Genomic DNA, 25,376 nt, shown 5'->3' with positions numbered 1-25,376 from the left:
TCAATATAAAAAAGAAAAAAAATGTAGTTATAAAAAATAACTACTAAAGTGTTGTTAAATCATTAAAGTTCAAAAAGTTTGTTACTCCCCATCTAAATGGAATAACTCCATTTCCATTAGAATTTAAAGCAGTTTGAGCATCATTGAATAGTTCGTCATAGCTTAATGGATTACCTTTACCATCTAAAAATTTAGCTTCAAATTGTGAATTACTTTTGTAGTATTTCGTTAAGTTATTTGCTATTATTGTAGATAAAACATCTACATTTGCAGTTGTATTAGCATTTAAGTATTTGTCATTTCCTAAAAAAGCGATATTAGCTAAATATTTTCCAGGATTTAAATTTATTGCTAATGATGTTTTACCATCTGAATCAGTTGTTTTTGTATAATTTTCTCCATTAATGTCTATTGTAACATTATTATTTGAAATTAGATTGTTATCACTGTCAGACAGTTCAACATTAAGTCGTGAACCATTTATAATACATTGTAACATCCTGTGTTTCAATGTTTATATTTTCTGCATTTTTATCATTATCAGTTATTGTAACATTTTCTGCTGAAACATAGGTCATGCTTAAAAATAGTGCAATAATTGACAATAAAATTATATATTTTATCGATTTTTTAATTTTAACCACCAGTGTACCTTTATTGTTTAAATTTATAACAAAATGTGTTATTAACATTTATTATTTGGTGGTTATTTTTTGAATCTTAAAAATCGAGGATTAATAAAAAAATAAGTGGTTAGGGTTAAATAACCCTATTTATTGAGTATTTTCAAATACACTCATAGCCTTGATGATTTTTTCATCATCTAAAGGTTTGGCTTGTATTTGAAGACCTACTGGAATATCGTTAACTGTACCTGCTGGGATACTTCCTGCCGGAATACCTGCAAGGTTTGCAATAACAGTTAAAACGTCATAAGCATACATTTCCATTGGGTCCAATTCTTCACCAATTTCGTGAGGAAGTTTAGGAACAGTAGGACCTACAATCAAGTCAACATTTTCAAGCATTGAGTTGATTTCATTACGAATAAGTGACCTTGCTTTGAGAGCTTTTTTATAGTATTTTCCACTGAATTCAGCTTGTGCAATGTGAGAACCAATTTTAATTCTTCTTAAAACTTCATCTCCACAAACTTCTTCAATTCTGTATCCGTAATCTCTTCCGTCATATTTTCTTGTAGCTGAGAAGAATTCAACATAGTTAATCAAGTAATATGTAGGTAAACATAAGTCAATATGGTTAAATGAAACTTCTACAAGTTCAGCACCAGCATCAACTAATTTATTAATAGCTTTATTTACAGTTTTGTTAATTTCATCATCTGTTACTTCAATAAAATCATTACAGATAGCTATTTTCATTCCTTCAAGGGATTTTTCTTCCAAACATTCACTGAAGTCCGGTTTATCCCAGTTTAATGTGGTACATTCGGTTTCATCATAGTCAACAATTGTATTTAATGCGAGTGCAATTCCACTAACATCTTCTGCAAAAGGACCAATTTGGTCTAAACTCATTGATAAATCAAGTAAACCTTGTCTTGATACTGCACCATAAGTTGGTTTAAATCCAATAACACCACAGTGTGATGCAGGGTTTCTAATGGATCCACCAGTATCTGAACCTAATGCAATATCACACATTTGAGCTGCAACAGCTGCTGCACTACCGCCTGATGATCCACCAGGAATTCTACCTAAAGCATTAGGATTTTGAGTTGGTCCATAATAAGAAGTTTCAGTTGAACTGCCTGCTGCAAATTCATCCATATTTGTAATACCAATAATTATTCCATCTTCTGCTAATATATAATCCACTACGGTTGCATTGTAACTTCCTAAATAATTTTCCAATGTTTTTGAAGCTGCAGAAATAATCAAGTCTTCTACATTAATGTTTGCCTTAATACCAAACACTAAACCTGCTAAGCTTCCAACTTCTTCTCCATTAGCTATTTTTGCATCAACTGCTTCAGCTTGTTTCAATGCATTTTCTTCGTTTAATTCTATGAAAGCATTAATGGAGTCATTTTTTTCTTCAATAACTTTAAGGAAGTGTTCAACATTTTCCTTAGCGGTTAATTCTCCATTTTTGATGGAATTTAATTTTTCAATAACATTCATTAAAACACCTTAGATAAATATAATAGATATAGTTTTATTTTTCAATGTTTATATAAGTTAGTTTTTTAATTATAACTTATAACTTATAAGTATAATTTTTCTCGTATAACTTATAACTTATAACAACTCAAAAATTTTAAATATTAACAAGATTGTATTATTAAATATGAAAAAGGCTGTTGTATTCGATAATTCTGGGACATTAATTGAGCGTTATAGGGTTATTAAGGATGTTATGTCAGGAAATATTTTCACTGATATTAATTCGCTGGATTTAATAGATCAAAATGACTCTTTAGCTTTGGTTGTGCTTCAATACAATACAAATAAATTGCTGGATTTAGATTCCAATACACTGATTTCAGATGTTATCAAGGAATATGATATAGACTTTGATGTAAGTTTCACTAACTTTGAAACCACTAAAGATGAGATTAGGAAAATACTGTTAAATGAAAAATCAGCTGTTGTATCAGACATTACCGATGGCTTTCCTATTTTAGAAAAAAAAGTTTCTCATATGGAGCTATGCAATGGATCAGCTGTTATAATTGATGTAGATATTGAAACTATAGCTTATACGATTACTTCAGCAGGCCATTTATTTGATGGTGTTGTTGATACTGTCAATTATTTGAAATCTCAAGGTCATGAAATATTTTTAGCTTCTGGAGATAGAAAAGGTGCTATTAACAGGCTCGCTGATATGCTGAATATTAGTAAGGATAATGCTCATGGCAGTGTTTCTACTCGCGGAAAATGTGAAGTTGTTAAATCTCTTCAAAATAAGGGATATAAAGTAATGATGGTTGGAGACGGTTTAAATGATATTTTAGCGTTTCAACAAGCTGATGTTAGTGTATTAACCATTGAACAGCAGGAAGAAGTCTCACCTAAACTAATGGATAAAACTGACTATATCATTGAAAGCATTCGTGAAATTAAAGATATTGATTTTTAAATAATGTTTTCAATTACTTTTTTGCTTTTTAAAATATTATCAAAATTATTCAGCTCTATAATTCCTTTTTTAACTTTTTTAAGCAATTCTAAATCTAGAGTACCTTCACCTAATGTAATATGCTGGTCTTTTATTCCATCATTATCGTTTAAATGGCAATAAGTTATATCTTTTAGGTTCAGCAATTCCTCTGTATTTCCTGTTGTATTTCCATGCCCTACATCTATGGTTAAATTACATCCGCATTCGCTTTTAATCATTTCAAGTTCTTCTATTTTGTTTCCAAGAAATGCTCGGCGAACAGGTAGATTTTCAACAGAAATTATTACATTATCAGCATAATCAACTAAATCGGAAATACTTTCACATGCAAGTTCCAGTGCCGCTTTTCTAAGTGGCGGGTCGTTTCTGCCGATTTTTCCTGCATGAAGGGTTATTGCATGAGCGTTAATTTTTTCTGCGTAATCTATACATTCTTTCATTTGTTTTACACTTTCAGCCCTAATGCCTTCATTCAAACTGGCTATATTGATATCCACAGTAGGAGCATGGATACACATTTCTAGACCGCAGTCTTTAAAGGCCATTGTATTTTCCTTTTTAAAAAATGGTGATTCTCCAAGTATTTCTATCATATCGAAGTTATATTTATGTGCTTTTCTGATGATTTCTAAGTTGTCATCCATAAACATAGACAGTGTTGTGAAACCTACTTTCATATTTATATATTAGATTATCATATATAATAAATGTTGATATATGTCAAAATTTTACATAAGTGATAAGTTATGAAAGAATTAAGTGAAAGTCATATAAAGATTTTAAAACATTTTTCCAATGGTATAACTCATAATTTAATCTTATGGATTATTTCCAAAGGATCCATTCATGGATATGGAATCATGAAAAAATTGGATGATTTCTTTGACTTTGGAAGTGATGATTGTGAGTTAAAATCTTCCTCCAGTAAGGTTTATCCAATTTTGAGAAAAATGGAAAGTAATGGTCTTATCCTTGGTGAATGGCAGACTGTCAATAACAAAAGGGTAAAGTATTATTCTATTACGGAAGATGGAGAAATTGTTTTAAATCATATTAAAAGTAATATGATAAATGTATTGGAAAATCCATCATGGTTATCCTTTATTGAAGATATGACTGGAAGAAAAGTTAAATAGGAGAATTTAAATGAACGCAATTGAAACAAAAAACCTTACCAAAGTTTATAAAGATTTCACTGCAGTAAATTCCCTAAATTTAGAGATTCCTGATAATACCATTTTTGGAATGTTAGGTCCAAATGGTGCCGGTAAAACTACAACAATCAAAATGTTAACTTGTTTAATCCAACCAACTTCTGGTGAAGCTACTGTTGGAGGTTACGATATTAAGAAAAATCCAGATGAAGTTAGAAGTCTTTTAGGTATGGTGCCTCAACAGGTTAGTTTATACAAGGATTTAACAGTTATGGAAAACTCTCAACTATGCGCTGACTACTATGGAATTAATCCTAATGAAAGGGATTCTCGTATTGAAGATTTAATGGAACTTGTTGATATTAAATATGCAAAAGATAAATTAGTTTCACAGCTATCTGGAGGCCAAAAGCAAAAAGCTTCCCTTGTAGCTAGTCTAGTTCACAGACCTAAAATATTATTTTTAGATGAACCGACTATCGGACTTGATCCCACAACTAAAAGAACATTATGGGATTTAATCCGGGAATTGAACGATAATGGACATACTATAATCTTATGTTCTCATGATATGCATGAAGTTGACATGTTATGTGATAATGTTGGAATCATCAATACAGGTAATTTAGTGGCTTATGACACACCGCAGGGTCTTAAAGATGCACTTTTGGAGTCAAACAAAAGAGAAATTTCAGATACTTTATCTCAAATTTCAGATGAAAGCGATGTAAATACTTCTACAAAAGAAGATGTTGAAAATTTATCTTTAAGAAAATTGTCTTTTTTACTTAAAAGCAATGATGATAATATAATTAATTCATTAAAACAAAATTCTCATGTTAAAAGTATTGAAATTGCTCATAATGGTCGTATAAATTTAAGAATAGATTATTTTGATGATAATGCTGTTAACAGTATTTTAGATAGCGTAATTAATTCGAATGGCGTAATTAAATCTATTACAACAGAAGAACCGTCCCTTGAGGATGTTTTTATTAAATCCACATCTGAGGTGAATGAAGATGATAGAGTTTAATAAATTTGGATGGATGATAAAAAAGGAGTTAATTTCACTTAAAAGACATCCTGCTCGTTTGGTTTCTATTATTGCATTTCCAATAATCATGATTTTGCTTTTTGGTTATGGAATGGGTGGAGACATGACGGATTTACCTATTGTTGTTGTAAGTCAGTCTCATGGTAATTTAACAGATTTAACATTGGATACTATTAAATCAACAGAAACGTATCATGTTGTTAAAGTAATGGATGACCAGGAAAAAGCAGAAAAAATGGTGGATAATGGTGAAGTTAAGGCGGCCATTATAATGCCTAAAGATTATGATGATACAAACTCGTCGAATCAAAAAGCGGTAACGCTGTATTTGGATTCCTCTGATCAGATGGCTTCGCAAATTTTGGATTCTTCAACTCAGTCAATATTTTATAGATTATCCAACATGGTTGCATCAGGCTCTGTTACTGCCATTAGTGAAAATTCAACAGCTACTCCAACTTTTTCCCATCAATTAAATAATTTTAAAGATGATATTAGTCTTCATATTAATAGAATCTATGGAAATATTAAGTATATTGACTTTTTAGTACCTGCAATTTTAGGTATGACTATTATGATGAGTTGTATGATGGGTATGGGTGCAACTATTGCCGGTGAAAGGGAAACCGGTGAACTGGCACGTTTATTCATGACGCCGACTTCAGTCGCCACAGTTATTGGTGGAAAAATTGCTGCAAAATTACTTATTGAACTTGTAAGGGCATTAATATTAATTTTCATGGCTATACTGTTATTCCATGTAAGTATAAAGGGTGGTGTATTACAGACATTTATTGTTTTAGTATTTGGAGCTCTGTGTTTTGTTGGTTTTGGTATAATGTTGTCTGCAAGAACCAAAACTCAAGAAGATTATGCTCAAATTGTCATGCCTTTTTCAATGCCTATGATGTTTGTTTCAGGAGTATTTTATCCGATTGAAACAATGCCTTGGATTTTACAAAAATTAGCTTATATTTTCCCATTGACTTATTTAAATGATGCGATGCGTGGAATTATGCTTAAAGGTCAATCATTAGGTGATGTTTGGTTTGATTTAGTTATTCTTTTAGGTTATACTTTAGTATTCTTTATAATTGGAGTAAAAAGATTTAACAGAGATGTTTAGGAGGTTTAAAAATGTATAAAAAGTTTAGTATAGCTGTAATTATTGTATTAATTTGTTTAACTCCAATTGCAGGTGCAGATTGGATTTCTTTTGGTCATGATTATACACATGCAGGATTTGTTAATGATGAGTCTGACTTTGTTACTAACTTATGGAATTTTAATTTTGGTTCACCGATTTTTTCATCTCCTGCAATCTCCGGTGACTACCTATACTTATCTTCAAGTAATGGTCAATTAAAATCAATAGATATGGAAGATGGTAGTGAAAACTGGAACGTGGATTTAAAATCTGCCACTAATGCTACACCAATTGTGTATAATAAAACATTGTATATAGGTAGTGAAGATTCTTTTAGTGCAATTAATGTAGAAAATCATAATGTCATATGGGAATATTCAACTTCATCCCCAATAAGCTCAACTCCATATTTATATGAGAATGTAGTTTATGTGGGATGTGACGATGGACATTTGTACGGATTTGATAATGAAACAGGTGATGTAAAATTCGATGTTGATTTAGATGGAAAGTTAAAGTCTTCTCCAATTGTTATTAATGACACAGCTTATATTGGATCTACAAATGGAAAATTATATGCTGTAGACATTAATTCTAAAAATATCGATTGGGAATATACAACAGGAGATGCAGTATATTCTTCACCATCCTATGGCGATGAAAAAATATTTTTCGGAAGTGATGACGGTAATTTTTATGCGGTCAATGAATCTGATGGAAAATTGGAATGGAAAGTTGATTTAAACAACAGGGTTAGGTCATCTCCAACAGTAGATGAGCATGATAATAATGTTTTCATAGGTTCTGATGAAGGAAACATGACGTGTTTGGATATTAGGGATGGAATAACAAAATGGAGTCATTCTGTTGGTGGAGCTATTCAATCAACACCTGCACTTAAAGAAAATTTAATTGCATTCGGATCCAATAATGGAAACGCATATGTTTTAAATAAATACACAGGCTTGGAAGAGTTTAGCTATAATCCTGGAACTATATTATTCAACTCTCCAATTACTTCTTCACCAGCAATTAACGGAAACAGCTTATTCGTTGCAGGAAATGATGGATATCTATATTCTCTTAATATTGATAAACATGAAGTTCCAACTTCCATATTTTTATATTACTCATTAGCTATTTTACTGATTGTTTTAGTGATAGCTATTGTGGTAATTCGAAAAATTAAAAAATAAATTAGTCTTTATGACTAATTTTTTTAATTATATTTTAAATGATATATTTTATAAGAATCTTTTTCATATATTTTTTCAAATGTAATATTTCCATTGGAAAATTGCTCTAAATCCTTTGGTGTTGAAATATAACTTACATTTAATTTTTCTAAATCATTTACATTCATATTAATATGAATCAAATCTGCTGAAACAAGATTAAAGGTTGTGTTTGTTTCGTTTTGGAAATCTACTATAAAATGTGCATATCTATTATAAACGTCTTCATATTGGCCGTTAGGGTCTATAACATGCCATTTATCTAAATCAGGATAAACATTTACTGAACTAATCGTTTTTGCTCCTGTCGCAATTATATAATTTGTTCGTAGTTCACTAACTATCCATTTTCCATTGGGGTCCTGATGAACGATTGATTCAACTTCATGGCTATAATCATTTTCTAAAACAACATCCGTCCCATGGTCTATCGGATTAACCAATGCTCCGGCTGTAAATGAAATGAAAATAACACAAATTAAGAATATTATTTTTCCCTTTTCTGAATGTGCTGTAAAAATTGAACTGAATGTTATTGCATAAATAATGACTAATGCAATTATCATCCAAAGATGATAATAATTATGATAGTACAATGTAGATAAATAAACTACAATAACTGACAGTATTGCTGATGCAATAATAAGCAGTTTTTTAGCTTTTATTTCTTTTAGACTGGCCAGTGACCTAATTAAAATCAAAAGACTGATAAATGAAATAACATCAAAAAGCCTTGTTGTTTTCATATGATCTCTTAAAGTAAGAGATATTATAGGGTCAGGCAGTGGAATGAAATAAAATATTATGAAAATTAAATATAATGCTAAAAGACCTAATAATAATTTATCTTTTGTTTTTTGAATAACGAGAACTATTATTGATATTATTATAGGAACTGGGAAGAAATCAATAAATACAGAATGTTCAACAGCATTTATTGGAAGATTAACATCCGTCAATGGGAAAAATATTGAGGCTAAATAATTAAAGAAATATTCCCATTCACCAGCACCGTTAAATCTTTCACCGCCAGGATATGCAGTATTCATTATTATTTTTATTGTATCAAGTGAATTATTCAGGATATGAAGCATTAACAATCCCAAAATAATTAATGAAGTGAAAATAATTAATAAATCTTTTTTATCGTATGAAAAATTATTTCTATTTTTTAAAAATATCCAAATTGCAAGTAATATGAATACGTAAGCGAAAGGAATTTGCCAGGAGGGATAAAATACAACTAAAAATCCGCCAATACAGATTATCATCAACAGTGCAGATAAAATTCTTTTTCTATAATCAATTGTATTCATATAGAAGTTAATTAACACAACTCCCAGCTGACCGAATATTAATTGTTCAACCAAACCATTGATTGCAAACCACCATTGAACCAGTGGAGATAATATAACCAAAATTGCATAAGATAAGGATAAAATTTTATTTTTATTGGTTAACAGCATTCCCATTTCAAATGAAACCAATGTCAAAACAACAAATCTGCTTACCCAGAAAAAGGATAAACCCATCCCCTGATTTAAAAATAAGTATCCAATATTGAACGGCCTAAAAATAACAGCTATATCTAAAACGGTCTGACCATATATTATAAACATGTCAGTTGGCGCTGCTCTAACAATATCGGAAAAATAACCGAATCCGTTATGGTATTGGGAAAATGCAAACATCGTGTTAACCAAATATTCATCTGATCTAATTGATCTAGAAATACCAGCTATTAAATTGTGATTTATCCCGAAAATATTAAGCTCGTTAATAGAAGAGCCATGAATTTGAAAAATTACACAAACTGCAATAATTAATACTGATAAGTAATATCTGTATTTATAAATAAAATCCAATACTTTTTGTCTTAACTCATTATCATATAGTATTCTAAACAGTATAAATGATAAAATAAATAATACTATAAGTTTTTTAAATGAAAATAAAGGAAAAAAATCATTAATATTTAAACTGCAGGTAACAGCAGTCAAATAAGCTTCTACAAAAAATGAAATTAAAAGTGCTGTTACAAATGAGAATAAATATTTCTGATTATTATTTAAATTCATATTTTAATCTTTTTTATTTATAATATTTAATTTTTATTTGTCTTTCAATTTTTGCACGATTAATTTAATATAGACTATTAAGACTGCAGTAACTATAAATAAAAGAGTGGATATATTACCATATTTGCCCATAAATACGAAAAGTATGACAGCAGATACAATAAATCCAATACAGAAATATTGCATGATATCATTACTATGGTTGGAGTTCTTGAATTTCTTTTCGCCTGTAAAGTTTCAGAAAATAAATTAACAAAAATGAATATGTATGCAAAAATCACAATAGGAATTAAATAATCAAAGACCATAACATATTTGTGAGCCTGATCTATGTGAAATAATATACCTTGGGCGAATAAAGCACATAATAATTATAATAACACATAATTATATTGGATAGTATCATGCCGTGAATTAATGAATTATATGCACTTTCATAATCCCATAATCCTATAAAACGAGACATGATTGAATTAGTTCCCTGACCAATAGAATCACCGAATGAAAAAATAAGAGAAACAAAAGGTATTGAAATACCAATTGCAAAAAAGGCTTCAATACTTATTTTAGATATCTATACCTATCAACAATACCATAAATAGCATCAAAAATACAAAAAAGCTATGATAGGTAGACTCAATTTCCAGAAAGATTTTTTAGGTAGTGAAACCAAGTCAATTTTCTCATTCATTATTCAATATATACTTAATATTTTATAATATAAAATTTTCATTATTATATACATTATTTTTCTGGTTAATGTTATGATTAGTACATTATACGATTATAAATTAAAAAAATTAAACGATAAGTATTTAAATTACTGAAAATAATTATATAATTATACCAAATGGAGATTTATTTTTATGTATCGTCAAGACATCAATATTCTAAAAAGAGATTACATGAATCTTCCTGAAGAAATTTATTTTTTTGATACAACATTAAGAGATGGTGAACAAACTCCAGGGGTTGCTCTAACAGTAGATGAAAAAATACAGATTGCTCAAAAACTCGATGATTTGGGTGTTGATAAAATTGAAGCAGGTTTTCCGGCTTCTTCTCGTGGTGAATTTAAAGCTGTGAAAAAAATTAAATCATTGGATTTGGACGCTACTACTGTTGGTTTGGCACGTTGTGTTAAAAGTGATATTGATTCGGCATTAGATACTGATATAGATTATATACATATCTTTATTGGAACATCTCCATTGCATAGAGACTATAAATTAAAAATGTCTAAAGAAACAGTTATTTCTACTGCAGTTGAAGCTGTTGAATATGCAAAAGACCATGGTTTATGTGTTGAATTTTCCGCTGAAGATGCTACCAGAACCGAAGCAGAATTTTTATTTAGCTTTTATGATGAACTTGTTGATGCTGGAATTGATTTTATTAATGTTCCAGATACTGTTGGTATTCTTACACCAGTAATGACAAGAGAATTAATGAGTTATATGAAATATAAATATAATACTCCTATTAGTGTTCATTTTCACAATGATTTCGGTTTAGCTACTGCCAATACATTAACCGCTATTGAATGTGGAGCTTGTCAAGCTCATGTAACGGTTAATGGTATGGGTGAACGGACAGGTAATTCTTCACTTGAAGAAATTGTTGTTGCGCTTCATGCTGCATATCAAATTGATTTAAATATCGATACTTCGCAATTATATAGTCTATCAGATTTCGTAGGCAGATTGACTGGTGTTAAAATGCCAGTAAACAAACCAATTGTTGGAGATAATGCATTTGCCCATGAGTCTGGTATTCATGTTCATGGTATTTTAAAAAATTCAGCTACATATGAACCTATATCTCCAGAACTTGTAGGTCATTCTAGAAAAATTATTTTAGGTAAACATACTGGAGCTAATGCATTAAAATCAAAATTAGAAGAATATCATATTGATTTAAACGATAATCAATTTGATAAGGTTTTTTCTCAAATTAAAGAATTAGGCGATAAGGGTAAATGTGTAACTGATGATGATTTAAAGGCAATCGCTTTAACAGAGTTAAGTTCAGCTCGCGAAACTCCAATTAAATTAAAGGGATTAGGATTGTTATGCGGAAATATTGTTTCCCCTACAGCAACAGTTAAATTAGAGATAGATGGAGTTGAAAAAGAAACTTCTGAAACTGGTGTTGGTCCAATAGATGCTTCTTTAAATGCTATTCGTCATTTAATAAAGGATACAATGCACATTGAACTTGAAGAATATAATTTGGAAGCTATAAATGGTGGGACCGATGCTTTAGCTGATGTTTTTGTTATATCTTCAGATAAAGAAGGTAATAAATCAACTGGAAGAGCTATTGATGATGATGTTGTAATGGCAAGTATTTTAGCTGTATTAGATTCTATCAATAAACTGTTACTAATAAAACGATCCAGTGAAGAATTAAGTATTAAATTAAAACAATCACAGGAGATATAATCATGGAAGAAAACACTATTTATATTGGTAATAAACCAGTTATGAACTATGTATTAGCAGTTGTAACACAATTCAATGACTATGACACTGTTACTTTAAGGGCTAGAGGTAAAGCTATTAGTCGTGCTGTTGATACTGCAGAAATCGTTAGAAACAGTTTTGTTCAAGAGGCTGATGTTGCTGACATTCAAATTTCAACAGAAGAAGTTGAAAACTACAATAATGAAAAAACTAATGTTTCTATAATAGAAATTAAACTAATAAAATAATTAAATTCTTTTTAATATTTTATAATTGATTAAATATTTGGTTAATCGAATATTTGAAGTTCCTTTTCCAAGGGCTTCTACATTACCTTTTTTAATAGACTTTAATACACTGTCAATATCTTTTTCACAGTCGATTTTAGAATAACAGTCACCTACGAATTTAAAGTAATGGGCGTCACTTGCTCCAAGTCCAGGTAAATTTTCTTTTTTTGATAAATTTTTTGCTTTATTATTACAATAACCTACTATAAAACGTGCGTTTTTTGTTTCAATTGCATCAATCTTTAAATCTTTATAATCCACTTTACATAAAAGTCCATGTCTATAAAAACAGTATGGATGAGGTATTATTGCAAGGCCTCCCTGCTCATGAACTAAATCTATAGTTTCGGCTGCTGGCAGGTCCCGTTTTATGTTTTCCTGGCATCCAAAACCTAAAATATGCCCTTCAAGAGAAGATATTTCTAATGATGGAATTACCAGTAAATCATCATTTTTTGTTAGTCTTTGGGCTTCTTTTGAACCGTCAACTGTGTTATGGTCACTAATTGCGATTATATCTAAATTCCTATTTTTAGCAACTTTAAAAATATCTTCCAGTTTTGCTTTTGAATCAGGGGAATACTCGCTGTGAATGTGCGTGTCCATATTATACATCATACACCTCTAATGTTTTTATTAATCCTATTGTTCCTGTCATCATCACATCTCCTCCAGGACAGGCATGATGCCAATCTAGATTTGTTTTTTCTATTAATTCACGTTTTGGGCCACTTACAATCACTTTTTCAATTTCAGATATTGGATTTATTACATGAGCACCATGGCCATAATCATTATAAACCTCTTCATTTGTTATGATTCCATCTGCCAGGCGTTTTAAATAATTTTCTAAACTTTCTGGAGTTAATGAGGATGTGTGATGTTCAAATATTCCCTGTATTTTGCCATTTTCTATTGATGCTGCTGTAGTATGGCCGTTTCCAATGTCTATTGCTATAAAGCTTTTTAAATTTGCTGCTATTTCATCCCAGCACATTCCAGCTATTGATGCAAATTTCGTATCCATTAATAATGGTTCTGTTTCAATTCCTTCCCTTTTCAATGACCTTTCAACGGCTTTCATTCTTGTATAATATTCAGGAACATTTCCTTTAAATGAGAATTCTTCAGGTTTCATTGGTTCTGTCAATTTTTCACGAAATTTTTCAAATCTGAAATCTCTATCTCCCATATTTTCATTATATCCATGGTCTTGAACAGCAATTGCTATTTCATCAAAATCAAATTCCAAGTCATATCCCAGTAAAAATTCAGATAATTTAGTGATGTTTATATCTCCAAGCGTTATTTTTGTAAAATCCTTGTATTCTTTTTCAGGTGATGCAATTTCAATTCCCAATGCTTCAACCTGTGATATTTTATCTCTTATCGTTTTTGCTGGAATTTCTTCCATTACAACTTTATATCCTTTTTCCATATGTTCCTGTAGGGTTTTTTTAATTTTTCCCCCACCCATTATCTCTCCGTTGAAATACAAATCGTTTTCAATTTCCCTTACCTGTTGGGAGATAAATAGGTGTGGTGAAGGCAGTACTAACTTAATTGAATTTTCTAATTCTTTTTCATCATCATATATCATTATGTCTTGTGTTCCTGTACCCACATCAATAGCTAAAATTCTCATGTTAATTTTTTTTATATTTCATTTTATTAATATATTGATTGTACATTTTTGTACAAAAAAGCTTTAAATAGTGCATCTTATTAAAATATTATCATGAACTATAAGATTATTTTAGATTCTGATGAAGTGCCAAAAAAGTGGTATAATATTCTGGCGGACTTACCTGTTGCACTTCCAGAACCAAAAAACAGTGAGGGTAAAAATCAGATTGGAGATTTAGAGAAAGCTTTTACTAAAGGAGCTTTAGCTCAAGAATTTGCATCTGATAGATATATTGATATTCCTGATGAAGTTAGAGAAATTTATATGCAAATTGGAAGACCTTCTCCTTTATTTAGAGCTACTAGGCTTGAAAAATTCTTAAATACACCCGCCAAAATTTATTATAAAAGAGAAGATACTTCTCCTACCGGATCACATAAGTTAAACTCAGCTATTCCTCAAGCATATTTTGCTAAAAAAGAAGGTGTTGAAAGATTGACTACTGAAACCGGGGCTGGTCAATGGGGAACAGCATTATCTCTTGCATGTAATATGTTAGATTTAGATTGTACCGTTTACATGGTTAAAGTTTCTTTTAATCAAAAACCGGACAGAAAAAATATTATGAGTATTTATGACAGTCAGGTTTTTGCTTCTCCTAGTGAAAATACTGAAATCGGACGCCAAATATTAAAAGAAAATCCAGATCATCCCGGTTCTTTAGGTGTTGCTATTTCAGAAGCTATGGAAGAGGCATTAAATAATGATGGTGTGAAATACTCCTTAGGTAGTGTTTTAAATCATGTAATGTTACATCAAACTATCATTGGTCAGGAAATTAAATTACAGTTAGAAAAAGCTGAAGAAGAGCCTGATATAATGATTGCTTGTGCCGGTGGTGGAAGTAATTTAGCAGGATCATTTTTCCCATTGCTTAAAGATAAACTTGACGGCAACTCTGAGACTGAATTTATTGCAGTAGAACCTAATGCTTGTCCTACTTTAACTAAAGGTAGTTATGAATATGATTTTGGTGATATTAATGGTTTTACTCCAATGCTTAAGATGTTTACCTTAGGCCATGATTTTGTTGCTCCATCTGTTCATGCTGGTGGATTAAGATATCATGGTATGTCTCCGATTGTTTCACTTTTATCTAAAGAAGGGTATATCTCCCCTAGGGCAGTTCATCAAAAAGATGCATTTGATGCAGGAATTAAATTTGCCCGCTGTGAAGGAATAGTGCCTGCACCTGAAACAACTCATGCAATCAAAGCAACTATAGATGAAGCATTGAAATGTAAAGAGACTGGTGAAGAAAAAACAATTGTAATGAATTTCTCAGGTCATGGAATGCTTGATTTAAAAGGTTATGCTTCATACTTTGAAGGTACATTGCAAAACGCTAAATAGAGTGATTTTCACTCTTTTATTTTTTTTATTTTTTTATTGTTATAACTTATAACTTATAATATTATTTCATTCTAACTTATCACTTATAACTAATAACTTATTTGTGAAAACAAATACTTTATAAGGTGGAAGTTATAAACTATAACATATTAGTTAAAACTTAAATCTTTTAACTTATTCATAATAACTTAAATGTTAGAAGTTATTTCATATAACTTATTCATGTTAACTTAAAATTTATCACTTTTAAGTTCGAGGGTCTAACTTTTAATAAAAAAGTTATACCTGCTAACTTAGAAGTTTTTAGGTAAAATAAAGAAGTTATTCATGTTAACTTATAATTTATCTCATTTAAGTTAGGGGGTATAACTTAATTGTTATGCCTTTTAACTTAAAATTCGTGTTAACTTATAATTTATCTCAAGTTGGGAGGTATAACTTAATTGTTATGCCTTTTAACTTAAAATTCGTGTTAACTTATAATTTATCTCATTTAAGTTAGAGGGTATGACTTTTTGTCATACTTCTTTAACTTAAATTCATTTTAATTAGGAGAATTATTAATGAGTGAAGTAATAGCAGTAATGAATCAAAAAGGGGGATGTGGAAAGACAACGACTGTTGTAAATACCGCAACTTCACTGGCTATAATGGGAAAAACTGTTTTAGTAGTAGATATGGATCCTCAAGCAAATGCAACTACAAGTTTTGGAATTGACAAAAAGAGTTTAAATAATACAATTTATGATGCAATTATTGGGGATATAAATGTTAAAAAAGCTACTATTCCTACATTTATAAAAAATTTATTCATTATTCCGAGTAATATTTCTTTAAGTGGTGTAGGTGTTGAATTAAGCCAAAAAGAGAATTATCATATTATCTTAAAGGAAACACTTAAGGATGTTATTCCGTTATTTGACTATATATTCATTGATTTACCTCCTTCATTAGGAGTAATAACTGTAAATGCATTAGTTGCATCAGATAGTGTATTGATACCTATTCAGGCAGAGTATTATGCACTTGAAGGTGTTGCTGATTTAATAGATACTATTAAACTTGTAGAACGAAGACTTAAAAGTCCTACTCCTATTAAAGGTGTTTTACTCACTTTATATGATAGAAGGACTAGGTTAAGTAAAGATGTTTATAAAGAATTAAAAATTTACTTCGGTGAAAGTAATTTACTCTTTAAAACAATCATTCCAAGAAATATTAGATTGGCAGAAGCACCAAGTTTTGGAAAGCCATGTTTAATTTACGATCCAGAAAGTACTGGAACTAAATCTTATTTAAATTTGGCTAAAGAAATTTTAGAAAGAGATGGAAGTGATTAGAATGACTCGTGGGCTTGGTAAAGGATTAGATTCTTTAATTCCGGAGTTTTATGATGAAAATTTTGACAGTAATGGGGCACAATCATTAGAAGATATGTTGAATGATGATAAAGAGAATTTAAATGAATCTAAAGATGATATCGTTGATGAAACAGTAGAATCTAGTGAAGAAATAATAACTGATGATAAAAATGATAGGAAAGAAGAAAGAACATCCGGTAAAAAAGGCGATAAAGATAGCGAAACATCCGAAGATGTTTCTAGCGATATTCGCAGCAAAGAAAGCGTATCAGATGTACAAGACATCAAAACAAAAGAAAATGTAGCTGAAGTTTTAGATATTGTTGATAAGAATCCAAGGATTACATTATGGTCTTCAAGATCAGCTGCAGTATTCAGATATCTTAGAAAAACTGAGCCTGAATTTAGTATTAGTAGAGAAGCTTCCATATTAATTGATGAAGCAGTATCTAAAAAATACCCTGAAATCTGGGAATTATTTGATGATTTATAATATATTAGAAATTTTCTAATAGACTTTGATAAGCTCCATCTATTCTAATATACTTTTCAGCCCTATCTATAACCACACCTAATTTTTTTAATTCATTTATATTTTTGAAAGGAATTTTTTTCCTAATAGAAATTATTTTTCTAGCAGATTTTACACCGATACCAGGGACACGAATTAGTTCTACAAATGGTGCCGTGTTAATTTCTACAGGAAATATATCCATATTTTCTGCAGCTAAAATCTTCGGATCTTGTGTTAATGAAAGTTGATTATTTTCATCAAATACTAATTCATTTAATTTAAAATGATAATCATTGAGTAAACTATCGGCATTATATAATTTTGCAGTTCTATCTGTACTGCATGCTTCTTTATTTTCAAAATCTGTCTCTTTAATTGGTGAAAATGCAGAGAAGTATGTCCTCTTTAATTTTGTTTTACTGTAAATTTTTTCCATTCTGTGTAGAATTTCCCTATCACTTTCATCATTTGCACCGATAATTAATTGTGTGGTGTGAGTAGAATTTGGGTAGGTTGTACTTTTTCCATGTAAATTATCTATCCAATGCAGACGTTTTAAAATATCTTTATTATAGTCTTTGGTGGATGATAATTCTGCAAGTCCTGATGGTGTTGCAGCTTCAATGTTAATGCTTACTCTATTTGCAAGAGCCATTGCTCTTTTTATTGAATCCTTAGAAGCTCCAGGTACAACTTTTAAATGAATATAATCATCATAACCATAATCTTTTCTTAATATTCTAATGGTTTCTATTGTCTTTTCCATTGTGAGATCTTCATCTTTATCAATGCCTGAACTTAAAAATAATCCGTTTACCAATCCTCTGTTGTAATAACTAAGGAATGCTTTTGCAAGTTCGGATGGTGCAAGTTCAAGTCTTGTAAAATTTCTTTTGGATTGGTTAATGCAGTACTTACAGTCGTTTTTACAGTTGTTTGTTAGAAGAGTTTTGAAAAGAGGAATCTGACAGCCATTATGTCCAGTTGCATGATAAATTCCTGGTAGATTAACTTGAGAGCTCTTGTTATGATTTACATAATCACATAAATCATATTGTGCTGAATCAGTTAAAATTTTCATCTTCTCTAAAGTACTCATAAATATAATTTTATTGCTTTTAATATATAAAACATTTAATATTTGATATTGCTTTTTTCCTTACAGGAATAATATATTTTTACAATATATTTTTTGGGGTTATTATTTTGATATCAATCCTAAGTGATGGTTTAAAAAAAATTAAATAAAAGAAATTTAATTTAAAATTTCTTTCATATGTTCGACACGTTTTTGAACTAACGCTTCTGTTCCAACGTCGCTTCTGTGATAAACGTTACCTTTAACACAGTCACATGCTTTTTCAGCGATTTTTTCGGCTTCAGCAATAGTATTTCCGCTTGCAACTATACCAAGAGCTCTGGATCCTGATAAATGAATTCCATCATCTTCAAGACCAACTGCAGCATAAAATACTTTTGCACCCATGCCGCCTATACCTTCTTCATCCACTTCGATGATTTCGCCTGCATGTTCTGTTTCCGGATATCCGTCAGGTACAATGTATTTACACACGCTTGCTTTTGGTTCAAATTCCACTTTGTCTAAAGTACCATCAACAATTGCCTGACAAACATCAATCAATGGAGTTTTAAGTAATGGCAATACATTCATTGCTTCCGGATCACCAAATCTTGCATTGTATTCAATTACACGAGGTCCGTCAGCAGTTAACATAAATTGACCATATAAGATACCTTTATATGGTTCTGCTTCTTTAGCAATAGCTTTTATTGTGTCTTCCATTATTTTAACTGCTTTATCATAATCTTTTTGAGTTAAAAATGGTAATAATCCATTTGCATCTGAATATGAACCCATTCCACCAGTAATTGCACCGACATCACCTTCAAATGCATGAGGATGGTCTTGAGCAGCAGGCATTGGAGCTAAGTGTTCACCATCACAAAATGCTTGGATAGTAAATTCTTCACCTATTGCTCTTTCCTCAATAATTACCTGTGCAAATCCACCCATTGCATTATCAATAACTTCTTTTGAATATTCTTTTGCTTCGTCATTGTCTTTCAAATGGTCTCCAACAATTTTAACTCCTTTCCCACCTGTTAATCCTACAGGCTTAACGACAACATCCTGGTCAAAATCATCTAAAAATGCACTCAAATCATCGTAGTTATCAAATACTCTGTAGATTAATGATCCTTCGATATCATAATCTTCAAATAATTTTCTCATGAAGGATTTGTCAGTTTCTATTCTTGCTGCACTTTTGCATGGTCCGACACATTTAATTCCATTTTTTTCAAGCTCGTCTACGATTCCTTTTTCAAGGGGAGCTTCAGGACCAATAAATGCAATGTCAATATTATTTTCTTTAGCATATTCGGCTACTTTTTCAACTTCTCCTTCGTTACCTTGTTTAAACTCTGCAATTTTACTCATTCCAGGGTTTACTTTACTCATATAACAGTATAGGTCAACATCATCTTTTAAACCATCAGCTATCGCATGTTCACGAGCTCCGGTTCCAACAACTAAGACTTTCATAATAAGATTCTCCTTATTTTTTATATATGTCTTTAAAAATATTTATATACTAACACTTGCATATACAAGTGTATAGTTGCATATGCAAGAGAGGTAGAATATGGAAAAAAATTCAAATATAGAAATGATTACGGGAAATCCTAAAAAAGCAATAAACAAATTATCTATTCCTATTATTGCTAGTATGTTTTTAATTTTTGCAAATAATATTATTGACAGTATTTGGGTAGCAGGATTGGGGCCAGAACCTTTAGCTGCTCTTGGATATATTACCCCACTATTTATGGTTCTTGTTGGATTTGGAAATGGAATTGGTGCAGGTGGTAATTCATTAATTTCACGTTATATTGGAGCAGAAGATAGAGCTTCTGCAAATAATGCAGCAATACACAATTTGATTTTAAGTATCATTGTATCAGTTATAGTTTCTATTCTTTTTATATTGTCTATGGAGTCATTGCTTAATATAATGGGAGCAAGCAGTGTAATTGACTATTCAATGGAATATGGTTTTATTATATTTTCATGGACTTTTGCAATATTAATGCCTCCTATCGTTGGTGGAGCATTTAGAGCAGAAGGAGATATCAAAAGAGCTACATTACCAATAGCGCTTGCAGCCATTATTAATATGATTTTAGACCCAATATTAATTTATACTTTTAATTTGGGAATTGCCGGAGCTGCCTGGGCAACAGCACTAGGACCATTTATTAGCTTACTTTTAATGTTCTACTGGATATTTGTGAAAAAAGATACCTATCTATCATATAATTTAAAAGATTTTACAAACGACTGGGGAATGTATAAGGATATTTTGGTTGTTGGAATTCCGGCCAGTTTGGAACAGTTGGTACTGTCTGTTTTAACAATCTTTGTTAATTACATGCTTACTATTGTATCAGGACCAATCTCAGTAGCGGTATATACTGCAGGATGGAGAATAATAAACATTGGTATGCTTCCAGCAATAGGGGTTGGAACAGCAGCAATTTCTGTTGCAGGAGTTGCTTTCGGAGCAGGAAAATATGAAAATTTAAGAGTTACTGCACGATATGCTGTAAAAGTTGCTTTAATAGCATCAATAATAGTTTGTATAATATTATTTTTCTTCTCAAATCAAATTGCATTTATATTCTCATATTCCGAAAACAGTGCACAACTAGAGCCTTTAATAGCCGATTTCCTTAAAATAATGTGTTTATTTATTTTATATGTTCCATTTGGTGCAAGTGCGGCTAACGTATTCCAGGGTGTTGGAAAAGGAACAATATCTTTTGTTTTAACTTTATTTAGGGAATTCATACTTGTATTAATATTTGCATACCTTTTAGGTTTTGTCTTCAACATGGGCGAGTTTGGAATATATTGCGGAATGCTTTTAGGTGGAGGAATAGGTTCACTAATATGTTATTCATGTATTGAATTATACATTAATAAATTAATTAAAGGGAGAGATTCTCATGGAATTTAAAAAAGAGATGCCAACCAATCCCTTTATTTCATTAATTTATAGAAAGCATGCCAAGTATTTAAATAATAAAATGGAATCTGTTAACTTAACCTTTGGTTTATTTCCTTTTTTAATTGAAATTTATAATAATGACGGTATTAGCCAGGAGGATTTGGCTAAACTTCTATATTTAAATGAAAGTACTGTAACTAGAAATCTTGAAAAACTTGAAAAAAGAGGATTTATCATCAGAACTCCTCAAAAAAGAAAAAAGATTATTACTATTACGGATGAAGGTAAAAAAGTTGCCAAAATGGTTATGGATTATGATGAAAAATGGGATGAAATTATTAAAAAAGATTTAAGTGAAGAGGAATATAATATCTTCAAAAAAACTTTAATAAAAATTTGTGAGGGTCTAGTATGAATCAAACTATTGAAGATTTAAAATCAAGAAGAAGTATCCGTAAGTTTAAGGATGAGCAAATTTCAGATGAAGATTTAAAAACAATTTTGGAAGCAGGTACTTATGCGCCAACCGGTCAGGGTGCACAAAGTCCAAAAATAGTTGTTATTCAAAACCCAGATACTATTAAAGAGTTTTCAGCATGGAACAGGAGCTATTTCCCTGTTGATGTTCCCGAAGATTTTGATCCGTTATATGGTGCTAAAACATTATTGATAGTTCTTGCAAATAGTGAATTTCCAACATATGTTGAAGACGGTTCCAGCGTATTATGCGTATTGGTCAATGCTGCTCATGCTGTTGGCGTAGGTTCATGCTGGATTCATCGTGCAAGAGATGAGTTTGCTTCTTCTAAAGGAAAGGGACTCTTAAAAGAATGGGGTATTCCTGATACTTATGAAGGAATCGGTCATGTAGTATTAGGCTATCCTGACATGGAAGCACCGGAACCGTTACCTAGAAAAGAAGATTATATTCAATTTGTAGATTAACTTTTTCTACAATATTTTTTTTTAATGTTTAGAGTGTTGGCAGAATTATTGAGTTTTAGAATTCAAAGAAACAATAAAAGAAATTCAAAAATCTTCTAAAAATAATAAAAACAAAAATAAATCACGTTCTTCAAGTTTAAAACTTTAAAACAAGCAGAAAAAATCCTAAATAAGTTTAAAAAAACTCAACAATCCTAATATAAAATATCATTTCTATTCAAAAGCTGATTTTTGATAAATTGGAAAATAATAGAATAGAAATAGATAATCTAATTAAATTGAGAGACACATTACTTCCTAATTAATGTAAAAAATTAAAATGTAACAGTAAAAATTGGGTACTGCTACATTATATAGTTATTTAATTTTTATATTTCCTGATTAACACAACTGCTCCAGCAACTATTACTATCGCTAATAAAACCCAAAGGTAATTAAAATTACCACCATTTGAATTGTTGGCAGTGGTTTTAGCAACAGTGTTATTATTTGGAGTTTTATTTGTGGAATTGGTATTATTTACATTATGGATTCCATCTAATGGATTAGTATTTCCATTATTTACACTAGCATATTCACTATCGAAACCAACATTATAATACCCATCAACAGCTACCTTATTGGAATTAATCGGTGCATTTTGTGGTGTGTTATTTGAAAATTGGAAATCATCTACAGCAGACAACACGGCTGATGCGAATTGACCAAACAAATTAGCAGTTATGGTATATTGTCCTGCTTTTTGAGGTGATACTAATGTATCTACATAGCATTTATTGTCTACTCTATTATAGAATTCAATATTTGAAATTGGCATGAATGAAATATAATCAGTACGCATTACACCAGAAGATAGGCTTCCATCATTTTTATAGAATCCTGCTGTCGCACATATTGCTGTGTTTACTTTACAAGTATCTTTAGATAATTTTAAAGCCAATTTTAAAGGACTGCTGTCACTATGGTGGTCATCTGAAATCAATTTCCATTCAATTAATTCATCATTACTGGATGAAGGGTTCTTTCCTCCCCACCAATTCTCATAAATTGAATCATATTTACCATAATTATATACTACTTGACCTTTTTTACCTGCAGAATTAGAGACAAAAATGTTATTAGATAAAGTTAAATGAGAACTAGTGGAATCCAAATAAATTGCTCCTCCTTCACCATTACAATGATTGTTAACAAAGACACACTGTGAAAAAGTCAACCAGTTTTCATCGTCAATGTATATCGCACCACCATCATCGGTTGAACCTTCACCTGCTTTATTATTGATGAATGTTGCATATTTTACATCTTCTCTAAATTTGTTAACCCATATTGCTCCACCATGGTTGTCATATGCGGTGTTGCTGTCGAAAATACAATTTGATTTTAATGCTAAAGTGTCTGCATAAATTGCTCCACCATAATCATAAGCATAATTATTCTTGAATGTGGAATTTTCAACAGTTAAATCATCTTTACAGTGTATAGCTCCACCTTCAGATTGGGCGGATATAGCTCCATCAGCTTTATTCGAATCAAATAAACAATGAGTTATATAGGCATTATCACAGCAGAAAATAGCCCCACCATCATCATCTGCTCTATTGTTAATGAAGAAAGAAGAATAAGGTTCTCCAGGAATTTGACCAACATTAATGTTTACATATCTAGCATTTACTGCTCCACCATTATCATAAGCATAATTATCCTCAAATGTACAGTTATCAATATTTAGTCTGATCATAGAATATATTGCCCCACCCTCAGATTCATAAGCTAATCTTGATGCGACATTAGATTTAAATAAACAATGAGTTACATTTAAATTATCAATATCAATAGCTCCACCACTTCTTTCTGCTTTATTTCCAATAAATACAGCATTAAATATATTTCCAGTAGCTCCAATTCCAGTTATTGCTCCACCAGCATAATTTTCTGCTTCATTATTAATGAAAAATGTATTGAAAGATTGATTTTTACTTTGATTAACATTGATATTTATGACCTTAGCATTAATAACTCCACCATGCTCTTCTGCATAATTATTCTCAAATGTAGAATTAATTATATTTACTTCATTAGCATTTATTGCACCGCCTCGTTCATTAGTCGCGCTGCTTCCTAATGCCTTATTGGATTTAAATATAGATTTTTTCATATTTACAGTTTTTTCACAATAAATAGCACCGCCATAAATATTTGCATGATTTGATTCAAACCTTGAATTTTCAAGATATACATCCCCTACAGAGTATATAGCTCCACCATGATAATCGTCAGCTTCATTATTATTGAAACTAGAATTTATAATTGTTAGAGGTTTATTTACACCATTGTATATTGCTCCACCATAGTCATCTGCCCAATTATTATTTAAAGTACAGTTTATAATTGTGTATTGAGCAGAACCTTCAATATGAATAGCACCGCCTTTATAATTATCATCATTATGACCATTTATTATTTTAAGATTCATTAGAGTGATATTTCCACTACTGGAATAAAAAGCAGTACATTCAGTGTTTAAACAATCAAGTGTATGTCCTTGACCATCAATAGTTAAATCTTCATTGAATTGAATTCTAGAACCATAAGCACCATTATAATCCCTGGTTAAATTTAAAACAGAACCTGCAGGTGCATTATTTATCTCAATTTGAAGATCATCAAAAGTACCTGTTGAAGCACTTAAATCATTTGCATCTTGAATTTTTGAAGATTTTAAAAAAGAATCCTCCGAATTTAAAGAACCATCAACATCTTATGATTCAGTTACATAATTATTATCAAAATCAGCAGCTGAAACAGCAGTCACTGATAAAATCAATAATAATATTGAAATCATTATAATTTTTTTGTATTTCATTGTTATCTCCATAAAATATAGATAATATTTATATTATTATCGTAGT

General features: G+C 30.5%; 25 protein-coding genes. 13 read left to right on the top strand and 12 right to left on the bottom strand.

Translation table 11 applies throughout. The annotated features are described in order from the left end of the window. Nucleotides 1-43: 43 nt before the first annotated feature. From ACKI5C_RS05710 to gatA, 3 genes are all read right to left on the bottom strand, one after another. Nucleotides 44-499 (bottom strand): hypothetical protein, encoded by a 456-nt coding sequence (locus ACKI5C_RS05710; protein ID WP_407432215.1) that lies wholly within the window; start codon nt 497-499, stop codon nt 44-46. Further along, nucleotides 465-605, bottom strand: a complete 141-nt coding sequence (locus ACKI5C_RS05705) for a hypothetical protein (protein WP_407432214.1) — start codon at nt 603-605, stop codon at nt 465-467. The genes ACKI5C_RS05710 and ACKI5C_RS05705 overlap by 35 nt, the downstream gene beginning before the upstream one ends. A gap of 168 nt (nt 606-773) precedes the next feature. Further along, on the bottom strand, nt 774-2,144 hold the full coding sequence (gene gatA, locus ACKI5C_RS05700) for an Asp-tRNA(Asn)/Glu-tRNA(Gln) amidotransferase subunit GatA (protein WP_407432213.1): 1,371 nt from the start codon (nt 2,142-2,144) through the stop codon (nt 774-776). 166 nt (nt 2,145-2,310) lie between these two features. On the opposite strand from gatA, the gene ACKI5C_RS05695 reads away from it, so the two are divergent. After that, complete coding sequence (locus tag ACKI5C_RS05695; protein WP_407432212.1) at nt 2,311-3,105, top strand: HAD family hydrolase; 795 nt, start codon at nt 2,311-2,313, stop codon at nt 3,103-3,105. On the opposite strand, the gene ACKI5C_RS05690 is transcribed toward ACKI5C_RS05695, so the two are convergent. Further along, nucleotides 3,102-3,824 carry a sugar phosphate isomerase/epimerase family protein gene (locus tag ACKI5C_RS05690; protein ID WP_407432211.1) on the bottom strand — a complete coding sequence of 241 codons (723 nt, stop codon included), beginning with the start codon at nt 3,822-3,824 and terminating at the stop codon, nt 3,102-3,104. The genes ACKI5C_RS05695 and ACKI5C_RS05690 overlap by 4 nt on opposite strands. Before the next feature lie 69 nt (nt 3,825-3,893). Here ACKI5C_RS05690 and ACKI5C_RS05685 point away from each other — a divergent pair, with 69 nt between their 5' ends. From ACKI5C_RS05685 to ACKI5C_RS05670, 4 genes are read left to right on the top strand one after another with little or no spacing between them, the layout of a single operon-like run. Further along, the gene (locus ACKI5C_RS05685; RefSeq protein WP_407432210.1) at nt 3,894-4,283 is read left to right on the top strand and encodes a PadR family transcriptional regulator; all 390 of its coding nucleotides are present in this window, start codon (nt 3,894-3,896) and stop codon (nt 4,281-4,283) included. A 10-nt stretch (nt 4,284-4,293) separates the two neighbouring features. Beyond that, complete coding sequence (locus ACKI5C_RS05680) at nt 4,294-5,337, top strand: ATP-binding cassette domain-containing protein (protein ID WP_407432209.1); 1,044 nt, start codon at nt 4,294-4,296, stop codon at nt 5,335-5,337. Further along, entirely contained in the window at nt 5,324-6,484 is a 1,161-nt protein-coding gene (locus ACKI5C_RS05675) for an ABC transporter permease (RefSeq protein WP_407432208.1), read from the top strand. Before ACKI5C_RS05680 ends, ACKI5C_RS05675 begins: the two co-directional genes overlap by 14 nt. Nucleotides 6,485-6,495: 11 nt before the next feature. After that, the gene (locus tag ACKI5C_RS05670) at nt 6,496-7,701 is read left to right on the top strand and encodes a PQQ-binding-like beta-propeller repeat protein (RefSeq protein WP_407432207.1); all 1,206 of its coding nucleotides are present in this window, start codon (nt 6,496-6,498) and stop codon (nt 7,699-7,701) included. 23 nt (nt 7,702-7,724) lie between these two features. On the opposite strand, the gene ACKI5C_RS05665 is transcribed toward ACKI5C_RS05670, so the two are convergent. From ACKI5C_RS05665 to ACKI5C_RS05655, 3 genes are all read right to left on the bottom strand, one after another. Beyond that, nucleotides 7,725-9,818 (bottom strand): hypothetical protein, encoded by a 2,094-nt coding sequence (locus ACKI5C_RS05665; protein WP_407432206.1) that lies wholly within the window; start codon nt 9,816-9,818, stop codon nt 7,725-7,727. A gap of 33 nt (nt 9,819-9,851) precedes the next feature. Beyond that, a complete protein-coding gene (locus tag ACKI5C_RS05660; protein ID WP_407432205.1) occupies nt 9,852-10,004 on the bottom strand; it encodes a hypothetical protein in 153 nt (50 codons plus the stop codon). 142 nt (nt 10,005-10,146) lie between these two features. After that, entirely contained in the window at nt 10,147-10,377 is a 231-nt protein-coding gene (locus ACKI5C_RS05655) for an MATE family efflux transporter (protein WP_407432244.1), read from the bottom strand. A 307-nt stretch (nt 10,378-10,684) separates the two neighbouring features. On the opposite strand from ACKI5C_RS05655, the gene ACKI5C_RS05650 reads away from it, so the two are divergent. Beyond that, nucleotides 10,685-12,262, top strand: a complete 1,578-nt coding sequence (locus ACKI5C_RS05650; RefSeq protein WP_407432204.1) for a 2-isopropylmalate synthase — start codon at nt 10,685-10,687, stop codon at nt 12,260-12,262. A 2-nt stretch (nt 12,263-12,264) separates the two neighbouring features. Further along, nucleotides 12,265-12,531, top strand: coding sequence for a DNA-binding protein Alba (albA, locus tag ACKI5C_RS05645; RefSeq protein WP_407432203.1), 267 nt, complete (start codon nt 12,265-12,267; stop codon nt 12,529-12,531). On the opposite strand, the gene ACKI5C_RS05640 is transcribed toward albA, so the two are convergent. Beyond that, nucleotides 12,532-13,188, bottom strand: a complete 657-nt coding sequence (locus ACKI5C_RS05640; RefSeq protein WP_407432243.1) for a CehA/McbA family metallohydrolase — start codon at nt 13,186-13,188, stop codon at nt 12,532-12,534. After that, nucleotides 13,181-14,218, bottom strand: coding sequence for a DUF1786 domain-containing protein (locus ACKI5C_RS05635; protein WP_407432202.1), 1,038 nt, complete (start codon nt 14,216-14,218; stop codon nt 13,181-13,183). Before ACKI5C_RS05635 ends, ACKI5C_RS05640 begins: the two co-directional genes overlap by 8 nt. A gap of 93 nt (nt 14,219-14,311) precedes the next feature. On the opposite strand from ACKI5C_RS05635, the gene ACKI5C_RS05630 reads away from it, so the two are divergent. The 3 genes from ACKI5C_RS05630 (at nt 14,312) to ACKI5C_RS05620 (ending at nt 17,467) form a co-directional block, all read left to right on the top strand. Further along, nucleotides 14,312-15,613 (top strand): TrpB-like pyridoxal phosphate-dependent enzyme, encoded by a 1,302-nt coding sequence (locus ACKI5C_RS05630; RefSeq protein ID WP_407432201.1) that lies wholly within the window; start codon nt 14,312-14,314, stop codon nt 15,611-15,613. A gap of 563 nt (nt 15,614-16,176) precedes the next feature. After that, nucleotides 16,177-16,953: a ParA family protein gene (locus tag ACKI5C_RS05625; protein ID WP_407432200.1), complete on the top strand. Its 777-nt coding sequence runs from the start codon at nt 16,177-16,179 to the stop codon at nt 16,951-16,953. A gap of 1 nt (nt 16,954) precedes the next feature. Beyond that, entirely contained in the window at nt 16,955-17,467 is a 513-nt protein-coding gene (locus ACKI5C_RS05620) for an AAA family ATPase (RefSeq protein WP_407432199.1), read from the top strand. Between the two features lie 4 nt (nt 17,468-17,471). Here ACKI5C_RS05620 and ACKI5C_RS05615 read toward each other — a convergent pair whose 3' ends face one another. Further along, entirely contained in the window at nt 17,472-18,587 is a 1,116-nt protein-coding gene (locus ACKI5C_RS05615) for a helix-hairpin-helix domain-containing protein (protein ID WP_407432198.1), read from the bottom strand. Between the two features lie 156 nt (nt 18,588-18,743). Continuing rightward, nucleotides 18,744-20,054 (bottom strand): phosphoribosylamine--glycine ligase, encoded by a 1,311-nt coding sequence (gene purD / locus ACKI5C_RS05610; RefSeq protein ID WP_407432197.1) that lies wholly within the window; start codon nt 20,052-20,054, stop codon nt 18,744-18,746. 100 nt (nt 20,055-20,154) lie between these two features. On the opposite strand from purD, the gene ACKI5C_RS05605 reads away from it, so the two are divergent. The 3 genes from ACKI5C_RS05605 to ACKI5C_RS05595 are packed head-to-tail and all read left to right on the top strand — an operon-like array spanning nt 20,155 to nt 22,464. Beyond that, on the top strand, nt 20,155-21,528 hold the full coding sequence (locus ACKI5C_RS05605) for an MATE family efflux transporter (protein ID WP_407432196.1): 1,374 nt from the start codon (nt 20,155-20,157) through the stop codon (nt 21,526-21,528). Continuing rightward, nucleotides 21,518-21,934 carry a MarR family winged helix-turn-helix transcriptional regulator gene (locus tag ACKI5C_RS05600; RefSeq protein WP_407432195.1) on the top strand — a complete coding sequence of 139 codons (417 nt, stop codon included), beginning with the start codon at nt 21,518-21,520 and terminating at the stop codon, nt 21,932-21,934. The genes ACKI5C_RS05605 and ACKI5C_RS05600 overlap by 11 nt, the downstream gene beginning before the upstream one ends. Further along, nucleotides 21,931-22,464 (top strand): nitroreductase, encoded by a 534-nt coding sequence (locus ACKI5C_RS05595; protein WP_407432194.1) that lies wholly within the window; start codon nt 21,931-21,933, stop codon nt 22,462-22,464. The genes ACKI5C_RS05600 and ACKI5C_RS05595 overlap by 4 nt, the downstream gene beginning before the upstream one ends. A 361-nt stretch (nt 22,465-22,825) precedes the next feature. Here the strand turns inward: ACKI5C_RS05595 and ACKI5C_RS05590 are convergent, their stop codons facing one another. Continuing rightward, nucleotides 22,826-24,940, bottom strand: a complete 2,115-nt coding sequence (locus ACKI5C_RS05590; protein WP_407432193.1) for a right-handed parallel beta-helix repeat-containing protein — start codon at nt 24,938-24,940, stop codon at nt 22,826-22,828. Nucleotides 24,941-25,376 lie beyond the last annotated feature (436 nt).

The sequence above is a fragment of the Methanobrevibacter sp. genome, assembly GCF_045646045.1.
Lineage (GTDB): Archaea > Methanobacteriota > Methanobacteria > Methanobacteriales > Methanobacteriaceae > Methanocatella.
This window is presented reverse-complemented; position numbering and strand designations above follow the sequence as displayed.

Bases quoted from the DNA above. Each gene is read 5' to 3' on its own strand.
- ACKI5C_RS05710 (WP_407432215.1), bottom strand. From the start codon at position 499: ATGTTACAATGTATTATAAATGGTTCACGACTTAATGTTGAACTGTCT.
- gatA (WP_407432213.1), bottom strand. From the start codon at position 2,144: ATGAATGTTATTGAAAAATTAAATTCCATCAAAAATGGAGAATTAACC.
- ACKI5C_RS05695 (WP_407432212.1), top strand. From the start codon at position 2,311: ATGAAAAAGGCTGTTGTATTCGATAATTCTGGGACATTAATTGAGCGT.
- ACKI5C_RS05690 (WP_407432211.1), bottom strand. From the start codon at position 3,824: ATGAAAGTAGGTTTCACAACACTGTCTATGTTTATGGATGACAACTTA.
- ACKI5C_RS05685 (WP_407432210.1), top strand. From the start codon at position 3,894: ATGAAAGAATTAAGTGAAAGTCATATAAAGATTTTAAAACATTTTTCC.
- ACKI5C_RS05680 (WP_407432209.1), top strand. From the start codon at position 4,294: ATGAACGCAATTGAAACAAAAAACCTTACCAAAGTTTATAAAGATTTC.
- ACKI5C_RS05675 (WP_407432208.1), top strand. From the start codon at position 5,324: ATGATAGAGTTTAATAAATTTGGATGGATGATAAAAAAGGAGTTAATT.
- ACKI5C_RS05670 (WP_407432207.1), top strand. From the start codon at position 6,496: ATGTATAAAAAGTTTAGTATAGCTGTAATTATTGTATTAATTTGTTTA.
- ACKI5C_RS05665 (WP_407432206.1), bottom strand. From the start codon at position 9,818: ATGAATTTAAATAATAATCAGAAATATTTATTCTCATTTGTAACAGCA.
- ACKI5C_RS05660 (WP_407432205.1), bottom strand. From the start codon at position 10,004: ATGCAATATTTCTGTATTGGATTTATTGTATCTGCTGTCATACTTTTC.
- ACKI5C_RS05650 (WP_407432204.1), top strand. From the start codon at position 10,685: ATGTATCGTCAAGACATCAATATTCTAAAAAGAGATTACATGAATCTT.
- albA (WP_407432203.1), top strand. From the start codon at position 12,265: ATGGAAGAAAACACTATTTATATTGGTAATAAACCAGTTATGAACTAT.
- ACKI5C_RS05640 (WP_407432243.1), bottom strand. From the start codon at position 13,188: ATGTATAATATGGACACGCACATTCACAGCGAGTATTCCCCTGATTCA.
- ACKI5C_RS05635 (WP_407432202.1), bottom strand. From the start codon at position 14,218: ATGAGAATTTTAGCTATTGATGTGGGTACAGGAACACAAGACATAATG.
- ACKI5C_RS05630 (WP_407432201.1), top strand. From the start codon at position 14,312: ATGAACTATAAGATTATTTTAGATTCTGATGAAGTGCCAAAAAAGTGG.
- ACKI5C_RS05625 (WP_407432200.1), top strand. From the start codon at position 16,177: ATGAGTGAAGTAATAGCAGTAATGAATCAAAAAGGGGGATGTGGAAAG.
- ACKI5C_RS05620 (WP_407432199.1), top strand. From the start codon at position 16,955: ATGACTCGTGGGCTTGGTAAAGGATTAGATTCTTTAATTCCGGAGTTT.
- ACKI5C_RS05615 (WP_407432198.1), bottom strand. From the start codon at position 18,587: ATGAGTACTTTAGAGAAGATGAAAATTTTAACTGATTCAGCACAATAT.
- purD (WP_407432197.1), bottom strand. From the start codon at position 20,054: ATGAAAGTCTTAGTTGTTGGAACCGGAGCTCGTGAACATGCGATAGCT.
- ACKI5C_RS05605 (WP_407432196.1), top strand. From the start codon at position 20,155: ATGGAAAAAAATTCAAATATAGAAATGATTACGGGAAATCCTAAAAAA.
- ACKI5C_RS05600 (WP_407432195.1), top strand. From the start codon at position 21,518: ATGGAATTTAAAAAAGAGATGCCAACCAATCCCTTTATTTCATTAATT.
- ACKI5C_RS05595 (WP_407432194.1), top strand. From the start codon at position 21,931: ATGAATCAAACTATTGAAGATTTAAAATCAAGAAGAAGTATCCGTAAG.
- ACKI5C_RS05590 (WP_407432193.1), bottom strand. From the start codon at position 24,940: ATGAATCTTAAAATAATAAATGGTCATAATGATGATAATTATAAAGGC.